This window comes from Streptomyces sp. NBC_00306 (genome assembly GCF_036169555.1).
Classification (GTDB): domain Bacteria; phylum Actinomycetota; class Actinomycetes; order Streptomycetales; family Streptomycetaceae; genus Streptomyces; species Streptomyces achmelvichensis.
In genome coordinates, this window is record NZ_CP108032.1 from 839,068 (window position 1) to 853,538 (window position 14,471).

Here is a 14,471-nt window from a genome sequence, read left to right on the forward strand (position 1 = left end):
GCCCCCGGCCGCCCGCTCTCCCCCGAGGCCCCACGTCTCGTGCGGTCCTCCTCGCCAACCCCCCGCCCTGTCATGCCCCGATCACCGGAGTGCCTCGTGGACGACCAGCACCCGCACAGACCCGCACAGCCCAGCCGCCGGGGATTCCTCTCCCTCGCCACCGCCCTCGGTACGGCGACCGCTCTCGGCGGACTCCCCGCCTTCAGAGCCACCGCGGCGCCGGTCCGGCCCCCCGTCTCCCCGATGCTCTCCCCCGGTGCGACGACCCGGATGTGGTACCGCGCTCCGGCCGGTGAGCGAAAGATGATCGAGCAGGCCCTCCCGGTCGGCAACGGCCGGATCGGCGCACTCGTGAGCAGCGACCCCGGCCGCGAGCTGGTCTATCTCACCGATGCCACGCTGTGGACGGGACACCGGAACGGCACGCTCGACCAGGACGGCCAATTCCCCTACGCCCGTGAGAACTTCGGGAGCTTCACGCAGCTCACGCATCTGGCGGTCGACATACCGGACCATGAACTCCAGGGCGTCTCCGGCTACCGCCGCAGCCTCGACCTCAGCCAGGGCCTGGTCAGCGCCCAGTACACCCGCGGGGGCGTGACGTACGAGCGGCAGATCTACGCCAGTCACCCCGACGACGTGATCGTCATCCGCCTCACCCAGCGCGGCGGCGGCCGGTACACCGGCTCCATCGGTCTCGACGGCACTCACGGCGAGACGACGACGGCGGACGGCTCCCGGGACACGCTCTGGTTCGGCGACACGTTCGACAACGGGCTGCGCTACGGCGCGGCCGTCACCGCGACCGGCCGGGGCGGCTCCGTCTCGGTGCAGGGCGGCCGGATCGCCTTCTCCCGCTGCTCGGAACTCACGATCGTGGTCACCGGCGGTACGAACTACGCGCCGAACGCGGCCCAGGACTACCGGGATCCGGATCTGGACCCGGCCGCACTCGCCCGGACGAAGGTGACGGCCGCCTCCCGGCACTCCTCCACGGCGCTGCTGCACACCCATGTGGCCGACTACCGGGCGCTGTTCGACCGGATGAGCCTCTCCCTCGGGGAGTCGACGGACGAGCAGCGGCGTCTCGACACCTGGGAGCGGCTCAAGGCCCGTACACAGAACGCCGAACCGGACCCGGAACTGGAGGCGTTGTACGTCCAGTACGGCCGCTACCTCATGATCTCGGGATCGCGGGACGGACTTCCGCTCAACCTCCAGGGCCTGTGGCTGGACGGCAACGACCCTGACTGGATGGGCGACTACCACAGCGACGTCAACATCCAGATGAACTACTGGATGGCCGACCGCACCGGGCTCTCGCGCTGTTTCGACGCCCTCGCGGACTACTGCCTGGCGCAGCTGCCGTCGTGGAGCAAGCTCACCCAGGAGCTGTTCAACGACCCGCGCAACCGCTTTCGCAACACCTCCGGCAAGGTCGCGGGCTGGACCGTGGCGTACTCGACCAATGTGCACGGCGGCCTCGGATGGTGGTGGCATCCGCCCGGCAACGCCTGGCTGTGCATCTCGCTGTTCGAGCACTACGAATACACCCTGGACAGGGACTATCTGGCCCGCATCCATCCGCTGCTGAAGGGTGCCTGCGAGTTCTGGGAGACACGCCTGGTGCCGATGACGGTCACCGACCGGGAGACCGGCGAACCGCGCGAGGTCCTGGTGGCGGACCGGGACTGGTCGCCCGAGCACGGGCCGCAGGACACCCGGGGCAACACCTATGGGCAGGAGGTGGTGTGGGCGCTGTTCGACCAGTACCGCCAAGCGTGTTCGGTGCTGGGCAAGGACGCCGCGTACAGCCGGACGGTGGAAGCGATGCAGGAGCGGCTGTATCTGCCGGAGGTCAGTCCGAAGACCGGGTGGCTCCAGGAGTGGATGTCGCCTGACAACCTCGGCGAGACGACGCACCGTCATCTCTCGCCGCTCATGGGGCTGTTCCCCGGGGACCGCATCCGGCCGGGAGCCGTGTCCGGTGAACTCCTCGACGGAGCCACGGCCCTGCTCACCGCACGCGGCACGGAGAGCTTCGGCTGGGCGAACGCCTGGCGGGCGCTGTGCTGGGCGCGCCTGAAGAAGGCGGAGAACGCCTACCAGTTGTTCGCCAACAACCTGCGGTCGTCCACGGGTGGCGTCAACGGCACGGCGATGAACCTCTTCGACATCTACGAGGTCGAGAAGGGCCGTGGGATCTTCCAGATCGACGCCAACTTCGGCACACCGTCCGCCGTGATCGAGATGCTCGTGTACGCGCGGCCCGGTCACGTCGAACTCCTGCCGGCACTGCCCGGCGCCTGGGCCGCGTCGGGGTCCGTGACCGGTGTCGGTGTCCGGGGCGGCTTCGTCGTCGATCTCGACTGGAGTGACGGCACGGTCGACCGCGCGCGGATCACCAGCGTCGGCGGGCGGACGACCACGGTGTCGTGGCGGGGCTCGTCCCGTACGGTCACGCTGCGGCCGGGGAAGTCCGTCACCCTGCGGGACTTCGGGTGAGGCCCCGGCGCTGGGCCGTGCTCCTCGGGCCTGCGCTGGCACTCGCTCTGTGCACACCCGGACAGGCCTCGCCGGTACCTTCCGCCTCGTCGGTACCTTCCGCCTCGTCGGTACCGGCCACCACGCCGGTACCGGCTGCCGCGCACCCACAGGTGGTGACCTGGGCGGCGAGCGCGGACCGGATGGGCGACGCCGTCGCCGACCGCAGCCACCGCCTCATCGTCCGCACCAGCGCGGGCGGACGCGGACTGCGGATCCGGCTGTCCAACGCCTTCGGGGACCGGCCCGTGACCTTCGGGTCCGCCTACGCGGGCGTCCCGGCGCGCGGAGCAGCGCTGGTGCCCGGGAGCAACCGGCGGCTGACCTTCGCCGGCTCCCGGTCCGTGACGCTCGCGCCCGGCGAGGTGCGCTACAGCGATCCGCTGCCGGGGGCGGTGAAGGCCCGGAGCAATCTGGCGATCAGTCTGTACGTGCGGGACGCGGGCGGCCCCGCGACCGGCCACGGCATGGCCCTGCAGACGTCGTACGCGGCCACGGGCGACCACGCGGCCGAGTCCGGCGCGGACACCTTCGATGAGCAGAGCGGCTCCTGGCTCTATCTCGACGCACTCACCGTGGAGGCGGCGCCCGGCGCGGGTGCCGTCGTCACCCTCGGGGACTCGATCACCGACGGCTGGCAGTCATCGGTGGACAGGAACCGTCGCTGGCCCGACTATCTGGCCGGCCGGCTCCAGGCCGCCCAGGGCAGCGTGCGGGGCGTGGCGAACGAGGGGATCTCGGGCAACAAGGTCCTCGCGGACGGCGCCGGACAGAGCGCCCTGCGCCGCCTCGACCGGGACGTGCTGTCGCAGGCGGGCGTGCGGACCGTCGTCGTCTTCGAGGGGATCAACGACATCAAGGCCCACTCCGGGGTGACGGCCGCCGATCTCATCGCCGGTTACCGCGAGATCGCCGCCCGGGCCCGTGCGGCGGGCGCCTGTGTGGTGGGCGGGACGGTGCTGCCGTTCAAGGGCTGGTCCGAATGGGGGCCCGCCGAGGAGGCCGTACGCAAGGAGGTCAACGACTTCATCCGGACCGGCGGACTGTTCGACGCGGTGGCCGACTTCGACCGGGCACTGAGAAGCCCGTACGACGGGGAAAGGCTGTTGCCGACCTTCGACGGAGGCGACCATCTGCATCCCAACGACAAGGGGATGCAGGCAATGGCCGACACGATCGACCTCACGTCCCTGGAGTGCGCCGACTGAGCACTGCCGCGCCGTCGGAGTCAGCCGGCGTGGCTCCGACCGGCGTGCGGTGCGGCGCCGTTGAGCATCGCGTTGCCGCAGAGAGCCGCGGCGCCGCACAGCGCGGACTCGGGGCGGATGGGCACGCCGTTGGTGCGCAGCACGTCGCGGACGTCGCGGATCAGGGGGAAGACCTCCTGATTCCAGTCCGCGCCCTGCTCGTCCCAGGCCCGCTGTTCCGCCTCGACGGCCATCCGGTCCTGGGCGAACACCCGCTCCGTGAAACGGCGGATGAGGGGCCAGGCGGCATGCAGCGCCCCCGGGATCGGCGGCTTCGCGATCATCAGCAGGCCGTAGACATGGGTGATGCGCTGCTCGACGTCCTTCGGTACATAGGCCGCCCAGAGGGAGAACGCGGGGAGTTCGGCGTTCTGCGGAACCGTCCGGAGGGTCTGATAGGGGTACTCGGTGCGGATGGTGACGACATCGGGCGAGTTGGCGCCGCCGATGCCCTCGGCGGACAGCAGACCGGCACCGCGGTCCTTCTTCCCGCCGGCGGGAACGAACAGATACCGGGCCTCCACCGACCGCGGACCGGTGTCGAAGCCGAGGAGCTGCGGCTGGATCCTGCCGAGGACGCCCCGGTGCAGGAACTGGTGGTTCATGTCGAGGAGGTTCTCGTGCATGAACGTGTAGTGGCACCGCACGGTTCGCGAGAACGTCATGGTCCTGTGTCCGGCCGAGGCGAATTCCGGCAGTTCGGGAAGCGTTGCCGTCGCCGCCTTCTCCGGGTCACCGGGAAAGACGAAGACCAGGCCGTAGGCTTCGCGGATCGGATAGGCGCGCACACCGCGGGGCGGCCGGTCCACGCCCTTGGGAAGATAGGGAATCTGCGAGATACGGCCGTTTCCGCGATAGGCCCAGGCGTGATAGCAGCAGCGCAGAGCCTCGCCCTCCACGACGCCCATGCTCAGGGGCACCTGGCGGTGGGCGCAGCGGTCCTCCAGCGCATAGACCTTACCGCTCGCGCCGCGGTAGAGGGCGATCCGCTCACCGGCGAAGGTGGCCGCGAAGGTCTTGTTCTTGCGGACATTCTTCGAGACGGCGACCGGGTACCAGAAATTCGGGTCGATGCCGGTACGCCGAAGGTCGGTCACTGCGCCGGATTCCTGATCGCGCGAGGGGAACGAACCGTTCGTCGCCCCGGACGCAGCTGTCCCCTGCGGTGCGAACCGTTCCTCGGCCATGAGCGAGCCTCTCCGTGCAGGCAGGTCATCGGGTACCGGAGGGGAAACGGGAGGGGAAGGGGACGCCGGAGGTGCTCAGCTGCTGTCCCGCCCACTGCCGACCCTCATGACCGTCCTACCATCTGCCCGTCAGGCGCGCAGCCGGGCCCGCCCGGGATGCGGTTTCCGGTGGCGGGTGCTAAGGGCTGTCCCGACATGCTCCGCTTGTGCCGGATCAGGCGGTGATCGAGTGCCGGCACCCAGCCGCGTTCACCGATGAGCGGCGAGCACTGCCGCGAGGCCCTCTTGCAGATCCTGGACGAAATACTCGGGCACTTCCAGCGACGGGAAATGTCCTCCGGCTCCGGGCGAACTCCATCGGACGATCTGCCGGTACCGCTCCTGCGCCCAGGGGCGCGGACACTTCTCGATGTCGCGGGGATACATGCTGATTGCTGACGGGACGTCGACCCGAAGGCCGGGATCCAGCGAGTTGTGGCTCTCGTAGTAGATGCGGGCCGCCGACGCGCCGGTCCGCGTCAGCCAGTACAGGGTGACGTCGTCAAGAACGCGGTCGATGGAAATCGTCTCGAACGGGCTGTCCTCGGTGTCCGACCACTCGGCGAACTTGTCCAGGATCCACGCAAGAAGCCCGACCGGTGAGTCGACGAGCGAGTAGCCGATGGTCTGCGGTCGGGTGGCCTGCTGCTTCGCGTACGCCGCGCGGTGGCGCCAGAAATCGCGGGTTTCCTCGGTCCATGTGCGCTCGGCCGCCGTCAGCCCGTCCGTAGTCGACCCGGGCGGCGCCTCCGCGAACGTCGAGTGGATGCCGAGAACGTGCGCCGGGAACCTGCCGCCGAGAACCGTGGTGATATTCCCTCCCCAGTCGCCGCCGTGGGCCAGGAACTTGCTGTATCCGAGCCTTCCCATCAGTTCCACCCATGCGGCCGCGATCTTTTCGGTCCCCCACCCGGTGGTGGCCGGCTTGTCGCTGTACCCAAAGCCTGGCAGCGACGGGACCACGACGTGGAACGCCGGCCTGTCCGCATCTTTCGGATCTGCCAGCTCGTCCACCACATCGACGAACTCGGCGATGCTGCCCGGCCAGCCGTGCGTCAGGATCAGAGGAGTGGCATCTGCCCGCGGGGATCGGCGGTGCAGGAAGTGGATTCCCAGATCGTCAATGGTCGTGCGGAACTGGCTGATTCGGTCGAGGCGCTCTTCGAACGAGCGCCAGTCGTACCCGGTGCGCCAGTAGTTCACGACACCGACGAGGTCGGCGAGAGGAACGCCCTGGTCCCATCGGCGAGGGTCGGGCGCGCTGCGGTGGACCGTCTCAGCCTCAGGAAGCCGCGCCGCGGCCAGTCGAGCGCGCAGATCGTGGAGGTCGGCGTCGGTTGCGTGGGCTTCGAATGCTTGCACATCGCTGGTTGGGCGGGGCATGGCACCTCCTGGCCATCGCGGAACCGGCCCTGACCTTCGCGAACCGGCTAAGACGGTTCTACCTCGCCTTCATGCCCGCGTGCAACCGGCTAAGGTGGTTCCATGCCTCCTGAGTTCCCTGACTTCCGCCTCGGCACCGTGCTGGCGACCAGCTTCACGGGGACGCTGTCGGAGCGTCATGGCGACGCCGTGGAGCGCATTCCCACGCCGCACCGACTCGTCGACTGGCTGGCGGTGAGCGGCCTCGCCGTGGACTCCTGCACCACCGCCCAGCTCGACCTCGCCCGGGAACTGAGGGAGTCGGTTCACGCCGCCGCCACAGCAGCCGCGATCCAGGACGCTCTCCCCGCGTCAGCCGTCCACGTCATCAATGAGCGCAGCGCGCAGGGTCGGGCCGCGGCCATCCTGACGCCCGAGGGCAAGCGGCAATGGCGGCTCGGCTCGGCTTCCTGCGTGGAAGATGCCCTCAGCGTGATCGCCGCCGACGCGGTCAGCATCATCGCCGGCGAACGGGACGGAAAGCTGGCCTTGTGCGCATCGCCGACCTGCCGAGCCGCCTTCTTCGACACCAGCCAAAGCCGCACCCGCAAATGGTGCGACATGAACACGTGCGGGAATCGCCAGAAGAAGTCGCGCTTTCATGCCAACCGGCGCAGGAACCCCGTTTCAGCGGACTGATCGGTACCGCCGTATCGATGAACTCGGTCCGGGAGCCGCGGGCAACGCCTTGAGCCGGATCAGGCGGTGATCGAGTGCCGCGTCGCCGAGCCGGATCCGTGGTGCCGGAAGTGCGGGTCGCAGGGCGTGGTGCGCGACACTCCCTGGGCATCCGGCGCCCGTGGACGGGCTCGAGGCAGCCGGTCCGGTATACGAGACCGATCACGGATTGCTTGACTCACCGTCGTCGCCTTGCTGCAATCGTGGACATGCAGACGCGACTGGACCTCACACGGCGACGCCATGTCGACCTCGCCCGTGTCTCCAGCGCCTCTTGTTGCTGCGTCACGGCCCGCTGACGGGCCGAATCCCCGCACCACCGGCCCCTCGGGGGTTCCGGGTCCGGGGATTTCCTCTGTTGCCGGCGCGTGAACAATTCCGCGCCGTTCCCCCACGGTTGCGCGCCTGAATCCGGCTGTTCCCCGCATCGTCGTTCCGCCTGCCCGAACGCATCGAGATGACGCGGCAGCAGTCGGCCCACCCACTCCCCGAAGGAATTCCCATGGCCACCGTCCTGTCCGTCTCCGGCAGCCCCTCCGCGACCTCCCGCACCGGCCGTCTGCTGCGCCATCTGGACGCTCGACTGGCCCTCCAGGGCCATGAAGTGCTCCCGTTCGACGTCCGTACCGTCCCGGCGGAGGCGCTGCTGGGCGCCGACTTCCAGCATCCGGCGATCGTGGCGGCGGCCGAACTCTTCGCGCGCGCCGACGGAGTGGTCATCGGAACGCCGGTCTACAAGGCCTCGTACTCCGGTGTGCTCAAGGCGCTCCTCGATCTGCTGCCGCAGTACGCGCTCACCGGCAAGACCGTGCTGCCCCTCGCGACGGGCGGCACCACCGCACACGTACTGGCCATCGATTACGCCCTGCGGCCTGTGCTGAGTTCGATGGGCGCGGCCCATGTCGTCCAGGGCTGGTTCACGCTCGACAAGGACATCACCGTCCAGGAGGACGGCGGGCTCGCCATCGCGCCGCACGCGTCCGAGGCGCTCGACCATGTCGTCGACCAGTTCTCCTCGGCGCTCGGCCGGACCGCCGTGCTCGCGGCGGCCGGCTGACGACTCCCGCGACCGAGGACCCGACGACGACACCGAACGGAGACCCGTGTCCCTCACCTTCCACTGGTTCCTGCCCACCAGCGGCGACAGCCGCCATGTCGTGGGCGGCGGGCACGGCGCGCCCGCCGGCGCCGCGCATGCCGAGCGTCCACCGACGATCGGCTATCTCTCCCAGATCGCCCGCGCCGCCGAGGACCTCGGCTTCACCGGCGCACTGACGCCGACGGGCGCATGGTGCGAGGACGCCTGGCTCACCACCGCGATGATCAGCCGCGAGACGGAGCGGCTGAAGTTCCTCGTCGCCTTCCGTCCCGGCTTCGTCTCCCCGACGCTCGCCGCGCAGATGGCCTCCACCTATCAACGGCAGTCGGGCGGCAGGCTGTTGCTCAATGTCGTCACCGGTGGTGAGAGCCATGAGCAGCGGGCGTACGGCGACTATCTGGACAAGGACGCCCGCTACGCACGCACGGGTGAATTCCTGCACATCGTGCGGGACTTGTGGGCCGGCAAGTCGGTCACGCTGGACGGCGAGCACCTGCGGGTGACGGACGCGAAGCTCGCCCAGCTGCCGGATCCCGTCCCTCCCGTGTACTTCGGCGGCTCCTCGGCCGCCGCGGGCACCGTGGCCGCCCGTCACGCGGATGTGTATCTGACGTGGGGTGAGCCGCCTGCCGCCGTGGCGGAGAAGATCGGCTGGATCCGCCGGCTCGCGGCACGGGAGGGTCGCACGGTGCGATTCGGCATCCGGCTGCATGTCATCACCCGGGACACCTCGGACCAGGCCTGGGCGGAGGCGGACCGGCTTCTCGCCGGCTTCGATCCGGCGACCGTGCGCGCCGTCCAGGACGGGCTGGCACGCAGCGAGTCGGAGGGACAGCGGCGGATGCTCGCGCTGCACGGCGGCCGACGCGACGAACTGGAGATCTCGCCGGGCCTGTGGGCGGGTATCGGCCTGGTCCGCGGTGGTGCCGGTACGGCGCTGGTCGGCAGCCATGACGAGGTCGCCGACCGGATCGATGAGTACCGGGCCCTCGGCATCGAGGAGTTCGTGCTGTCCGGCTATCCGCACCTGGAGGAGGCCTACTGGTTCGGCGAGGGGGTGCTGCCGCGTCTGCGGTCGCGCGGTCTGTGGGCCCATCCGCAGGCACCTGCCGCGCAGGCCGTCTCCCAGGTGCCGTTCGCGACGGCCGGGGGCAGTTGAGGCGGAGGGCGGTCGACGCCCCGGGTCAGACCGGGGCGGGGGCGCAGGAGTCGGTGCCGCGGATCTCGTGGAGGTGCAGCTCCACCCAGCTGCGCAGCTGCCCGAGAGGTTCGGCGACACCGCGGCCCAGCGGGGTGAGCGCGTACTCGACATGCAGCGGTACGGCCGGGTAGACAGTCCTCTCGACGAAGCCGTGCGCCTCCAGCTTCCGCAGGGTGTTGGTCAGCACTTTCGGGCTGACTCCCTGGAGCCGCCGCTGCACCGCGCCGAAGCGCTGCGGGCCCTCCTCCAGGGCGCCGATCGCGAGGGCCGACCACTTGCCCGCGATCAGGTCCAGGATGTCCCGGCACGGGCACAGCGAGGCGTACACATCGTGGTCCGCGTGCTGGCCCGTGGTGCAGGGTATGGGCATGGACGTCTCCTCGGCAGTGCTGTGACCTCAATACTTTCTCAGGGATAGTAGATGTCCTTGCGGGTTACCACTACCCCGGGGGTAGCTTTCCGGCGTTGTCGACCAGCCCGCCGGGGCCGTGCGCCCGCACCCCCGGACCTTTCTCGCAGGAGATGTACATGACCAGCAGCCCGACCATGCGCGCGATCACCCAGGACACCTTCGGGGGCCCGGATGTTCTGCGCCTCGCCGATGTGGCACGGCCGGAGCCCCTGCCCACCGAGATCCTGGTGCGCGTGCACGCGGCCGGTGTGAACCCGGTGGACTGGAAGACGCGGGAGGGCGGCGGCATGGCCGGTGTCCTCGGCGAGCCGCCGTTCGTCCTGGGATGGGACGTCTCGGGCGTCGTGGAGGCGGTCGGCTTCGGTGTCCACACCCTGGAGGTCGGCGACGAGGTGTACGGCATGCCGTGGTTCCCGCGCCAGGCCGGCGCGTACGCCGAGTATGTGACGGCCCCGGCACGGCAGTTCGTGCGCAAGCCGTCGACGGTCGGCCACGACCTGGCGGCCGCCGTGCCGCTGGCCGGGCTCACCGCCTGGCAGGCACTGGTCGACGCCGCGCGGGTCGAGCCGGGGCAGCGGGTGCTGATCCACGCGGCGGCGGGCGGCGTGGGCCACTTCGCCGTGCAGTTCGCCAAGCACCTCGGCGCGTATGTGATCGGCACCGCACGCGAGGCGAAGCACGACTGGCTGCGCTCGCTCGGAGCGGACGAGCTCGTCGACTACACCGCGGTCCGGTTCGAGGACGCGGTGAAGGACGTGGACGTCGCCATCGATCTGATCGGCGACGGCGTGGAGGAGACCAGCACCCGGTCGCTGGAGACCCTGCGCCCCGGCGGGACGCTGGTCGCCGTGCCGTCGGGCGTCTCGCCCGAACTGGTCGCCGCGGCCGAGGCCCGGGGCCTGGTGGCGAAGCCGTATCTGGTGGAGCCGGACGGCCCCTCGCTCGCCCGTATCGCCGCGCTGATCGACGAGGGCACGGTCCGGGTGGAGGTCGAGGACGTGCTGCCGCTGGCGGAGGCGGCCGAGGCGCACCGCCGGGGCGAGCAGGGCCGTACTCGCGGCAAGCTCGTACTGCACGTGGCCGGCTGACCGCGGTTCCCGCCAGGCTCAGAGCAGGGCCAGTTTGCCGACCAGCTTGCCGACCTGGTTGCGCGGTCCGACGAAGCTGACGGCGAGGTAGGTCAGATCCTCCCTCTTCGTGCCGGCCAGCTGGTCGAGGTATGCGTCGTAGACGCGTGAGGTCTGTGCGGCTTCGGGCATGTCGGCGACGAAGAAGCCTTCCTTGCCGACGGCCTTCTCCCGCAGTTCCCGGACGGTCGCGGCGTCGGCGGCGAGCACGGAGCAGCCCGCCCAGGGCAGTCCCGCGTGCGCGGTGCCGGAGCCGTCGTGGCCGTCGCTGCCGAGAAGATCGGGCAGGGCCTTGCCCACCGCCGCGGCCATGCAGGCCGCGGCGTTCGCCGCCCTCCCCGCGGGAAGGTCCTGGTCGACGACGACGACCCATTTCAGCGGTGCCTGTCGGGTCGGGATGTCGGTGCGTACGTCGGTGCGGGGCAGCCGAGCGGCCGCCGCGTCGTGGTGATCGGTCATACCGCGAAACGCTAAGCACTCATGCGTACTCTGGGGAGTCCTGCCGAACGTCATCAGGCAAAGGAGAGTATTCATGGAACTTGATGCGCTCGACTGGGCTCTTCTGCGGGAGCTGCAGCACGATGCACGGCAGACGAACCGCGATCTGGCGGCCAAGACCGGTGTCTCCCCCTCCACCTCCCTGGAGCGGGTCAAGTCGCTGCGCGAGCGCGGCGTCATCGGCGGCTATCACGCGGCGCTCGACCTGTCGGCCGTCGGACGGCCGGTGCAGGCCCTGATCTCGGTCCGGATCAGACCGCCGTCCCGTCCGGTCATCGAGGGGTTCCGCGAATGGGCGGCCCAACTGCCGGAGACGATCGGTCTGTTCGTCACATCGGGGCCGTTCGACTTCCTCATCCATGTCGCCGTCCCCGATGTGAACGGCCTGTACGCCTTCGTCATCGACCGGCTCACCGAGCGGCGAGAGGTCGCGGACGTACAGTCGACCATGGTGTACGAGCATGTGCAGTCCCGCGCCATCACCGCTCCTGCGGCACGGCGCCGAACGGGGTGAGCGCGGAGCTCCTGATGCGCTCGGAGCTGCCCGGGCGCCGGCTGCCGTCAGCGATACCCGCGAACAGCGGGACGGTCACTCGCCGCCCCGCCAGACGTGCGCCTCTTCGGCTCCCGCGGAGCTGCCCCAGGTCCAGTCGGCGACCTCGGGCATGTCGGTGCCGTGCTCGCGGATCCAGTCGTGGTGGCGGCTGCGCATATCGGCCATCGCCTGGCGCAGCGCGATGAGCCGGACGGAGAGCCCCGGCACGCGGTCCACGACGTCCATCACCAGCCGGAAGCGGTCCAGGTCGTTGCGGACGACCATGTCGAACGGCGTGGTGGTGGTGCCCTCCTCCTTGTAGCCGCGGACATGGAGGTGGGCATGGCCCGTGCGGCGGTAGGCGAGGCGGTGGATCAGCCAGGGGTAGCCGTGGTACGCGAAGATGACCGGCCGGTCCCGGGTGAACAGGGCGTCGTACTCGGGGTCCGTCATGCCGTGCGGGTGTTCCTCGTGCGGCATCAGCCGGGCCATGTCGACGACGTTGACCACCCGTACGGACAGCTCCGGGGCGTGCCGTCGCAGCAGTTCCGCTGCCGCCAGCGTCTCCTGGGTCGGTACGTCGCCCGCACACGCGAGCACCACGTCGGGTTCGCGGGTGCCGTCCTCCGTACCGGCCCACGGCCATGCTCCGGCGCCGCGCGCGCAGTGGGCGCGGGCCTCCTCCATGCTGAGCCAGTCGAAGGTGGGCTGCTTGCCGGCGACGATGACGTTGACGTAATCCCGACTGCGCAGCGCGTGATCGGCCACCGACAAAAGGGTGTTGGCGTCCGGCGGGAGGTAGACGCGGACGACTTCGGGGCTCTTGTTGAGGACGTGGTCGACGAAGCCCGGGTCCTGGTGCGAGAAGCCGTTGTGGTCCTGCCGCCAGACGTGCGAGGTCAGCAGGTAGTTCAGCGAGGCGATGGGCCGGCGCCAGGTCAGTCTGCGGGAGGTCCGGAGCCATTTGATGTGCTGGTTGACCATGGAGTCGACGATGTGGGCGAAGGCCTCGTAGCTGGAGAACAGGCCGTGGCGGCCGGTCAGCAGATAGCCCTCGAGCCAGCCCTGGCACAGATGCTCGGACAGCACCTCCATCACCCGTCCGTCGCGGGCGAGATGCTCGTCGGTGGCGTACACCTCTGCCTGCCAGGCCTTGCCGGTGACATCGTAGAGGGCGCCGAGACGGTTGGACTCGGTCTCGTCGGGGCCGACGACGCGGAAGTCCCGTCGTTCGGCGGTCGTCCGCATCACATCGGCCAGCAGGGTGCCGAGCACCCGGGTGGGCTCGTGGAGCGTGGTGCCCCGCTTGTCGACGGCGACGGCGTGCTCTTCGAGGGCGGGCAACGGCAGTTCACGGACGAGGAGTCCGCCGTTGGCGTGCGGTGTCGCGCCGAGCCGCCGCCCGCCGCCGGGAACGCAGGCGAGCACCTGCGGCACGGGCCGGCCCGCGGTGTCGAACAACTCCTCGGGGCGGTAGGAGCGCAGCCAGGTCTCGAGGTGCCGCAGATGCTCGGGGTCCTCCCGGACACCGGACAGCGGCACTTGGTGGGCGCGCCAGGTGTTCTCGACGGGCAGGCCGTCGACTTCGGCGGGTCCGGTCCAGCCCTTGGGCGTACGCAGGACGATCATCGGCCATTGGGGACGCGCCTGCACGCCGTCCCTGCGGGCGGTGCGCTGGATCTCCTCGATGCGGTTCAGTGCCTTGTCCATCGCCGCCGCCATGGCGCGGTGCACGGCCGCGGGGTCGTCGCCCGTGACATGGAGGGGTTCGTGGCCGTAGCCGCGCAGCAGGTCGTCCAGTTCGGCCTCGGGCAGCCGGGCGAGGACGGTGGGGTTGGCGATCTTGTAGCCGTTGAGGTGCAGGACGGGGAGGACGGCGCCGTCGTGGACGGGGTCGAGGAACTTGTTGGAGTGCCAGGACGCGGCGAGCGGCCCGGTCTCCGCCTCTCCGTCGCCGATCACGCACGTCACCACCAGGTGCGGGTTGTCGAAGGCCGCGCCGTAGGCATGGGTGAGCGAGTAGCCGAGCTCGCCGCCCTCGTGGATGGATCCGGGCGTCTCGGGGGCGACATGGCTGGGCACCCCGCCGGGGAAGGAGAACTGCCGGAACAGCCGTTCCATCCCCTCCGCGTCACGGCTCACGTCGGGGTACGTCTCCGAGTAGGTGCCCTCCAGCCAGGAGTTGGCGAGGACGGCCGGCCCGCCGTGGCCCGGGCCCCAGACGCAGAGCGCGTCCAGGCCGCGGGCCTTGATCACCCGGTTGAGATGGGTGTGGACGAGGTTCAGCCCGGGTGAGGTGCCCCAGTGGCCGAGCAGCCGCGGCTTGATGTGCTCGGGTCGCAGGGGCTCCGTGAGCAGCGGGTTGGCCATCAGGTAGATCTGCCCGACGGCAAGGTAATTGGCTGCCCGCCAGTGGGCGTCCAGGGCAGCCAGTTCCGTGTCGCCGAGGCCTTCCGGGGCGGGTGCGGTGGCGTCGTCCATG

At 70.1% G+C, this 14,471-nt stretch carries 12 protein-coding genes and 1 pseudogene; 8 read left to right on the plus strand and 5 right to left on the minus strand.

What is annotated here, in order from left to right; translation table 11 throughout:
- Positions 1–72: 72 nt before the first annotated feature.
- Entirely contained in the window at positions 73–2,505 is a 2,433-nt protein-coding gene (locus OHA05_RS03720; protein ID WP_443043625.1) for a glycoside hydrolase family 95 protein, read from the plus strand.
- 155 nt (positions 2,506–2,660) lie between these two features.
- Entirely contained in the window at positions 2,661–3,752 is a 1,092-nt protein-coding gene (locus OHA05_RS03725) for an SGNH/GDSL hydrolase family protein (RefSeq protein ID WP_443043626.1), read from the plus strand.
- 20 nt (positions 3,753–3,772) lie between these two features.
- On the opposite strand, the gene OHA05_RS03730 is transcribed toward OHA05_RS03725, so the two are convergent.
- Both OHA05_RS03730 and OHA05_RS03735 read right to left on the minus strand, forming a co-directional pair.
- Positions 3,773–4,978, minus strand: a complete 1,206-nt coding sequence (locus tag OHA05_RS03730; RefSeq protein ID WP_443043627.1) for a Rieske 2Fe-2S domain-containing protein — start codon at positions 4,976–4,978, stop codon at positions 3,773–3,775.
- 249 nt (positions 4,979–5,227) lie between these two features.
- Positions 5,228–6,400, minus strand: coding sequence for an epoxide hydrolase family protein (locus OHA05_RS03735; RefSeq protein ID WP_328859804.1), 1,173 nt, complete (start codon positions 6,398–6,400; stop codon positions 5,228–5,230).
- A gap of 102 nt (positions 6,401–6,502) precedes the next feature.
- Here OHA05_RS03735 and OHA05_RS03740 point away from each other — a divergent pair, with 102 nt between their 5' ends.
- The 4 genes and pseudogenes from OHA05_RS03740 (at position 6,503) to OHA05_RS03755 (ending at position 9,375) form a co-directional block, all read left to right on the plus strand.
- Positions 6,503–7,078, plus strand: coding sequence for a CGNR zinc finger domain-containing protein (locus OHA05_RS03740; protein WP_328859805.1), 576 nt, complete (start codon positions 6,503–6,505; stop codon positions 7,076–7,078).
- Positions 7,041–7,219: pseudogene (locus tag OHA05_RS03745) on the plus strand (ISL3 family transposase); the annotation flags it as partial. The gene OHA05_RS03740 and the pseudogene OHA05_RS03745, both read left to right, overlap by 38 nt.
- A gap of 400 nt (positions 7,220–7,619) precedes the next feature.
- Positions 7,620–8,174, plus strand: a complete 555-nt coding sequence (ssuE, locus tag OHA05_RS03750) for an NADPH-dependent FMN reductase (protein ID WP_313947854.1) — start codon at positions 7,620–7,622, stop codon at positions 8,172–8,174.
- Between the two features lie 46 nt (positions 8,175–8,220).
- Positions 8,221–9,375: an LLM class flavin-dependent oxidoreductase gene (locus OHA05_RS03755; protein WP_328859806.1), complete on the plus strand. Its 1,155-nt coding sequence runs from the start codon at positions 8,221–8,223 to the stop codon at positions 9,373–9,375.
- Positions 9,376–9,400: 25 nt separating this feature from the next.
- Here the strand turns inward: OHA05_RS03755 and OHA05_RS03760 are convergent, their stop codons facing one another.
- Positions 9,401–9,787: a winged helix-turn-helix transcriptional regulator gene (locus OHA05_RS03760; protein WP_313947852.1), complete on the minus strand. Its 387-nt coding sequence runs from the start codon at positions 9,785–9,787 to the stop codon at positions 9,401–9,403.
- Between the two features lie 158 nt (positions 9,788–9,945).
- Between OHA05_RS03760 and OHA05_RS03765 the strand changes: the two genes are divergently transcribed.
- The gene (locus OHA05_RS03765; protein ID WP_313947851.1) at positions 9,946–10,917 is read left to right on the plus strand and encodes an NADP-dependent oxidoreductase; all 972 of its coding nucleotides are present in this window, start codon (positions 9,946–9,948) and stop codon (positions 10,915–10,917) included.
- A gap of 18 nt (positions 10,918–10,935) precedes the next feature.
- On the opposite strand, the gene OHA05_RS03770 is transcribed toward OHA05_RS03765, so the two are convergent.
- Positions 10,936–11,415: a DUF2000 domain-containing protein gene (locus OHA05_RS03770; RefSeq protein ID WP_313947850.1), complete on the minus strand. Its 480-nt coding sequence runs from the start codon at positions 11,413–11,415 to the stop codon at positions 10,936–10,938.
- A 73-nt stretch (positions 11,416–11,488) separates the two neighbouring features.
- Between OHA05_RS03770 and OHA05_RS03775 the strand changes: the two genes are divergently transcribed.
- On the plus strand, positions 11,489–11,968 hold the full coding sequence (locus OHA05_RS03775; RefSeq protein ID WP_313947848.1) for an Lrp/AsnC family transcriptional regulator: 480 nt from the start codon (positions 11,489–11,491) through the stop codon (positions 11,966–11,968).
- Between the two features lie 75 nt (positions 11,969–12,043).
- Here OHA05_RS03775 and OHA05_RS03780 read toward each other — a convergent pair whose 3' ends face one another.
- Positions 12,044–14,470 (minus strand): phosphoketolase family protein, encoded by a 2,427-nt coding sequence (locus OHA05_RS03780; RefSeq protein WP_328859807.1) that lies wholly within the window; start codon positions 14,468–14,470, stop codon positions 12,044–12,046.
- Position 14,471 lies beyond the last annotated feature (1 nt).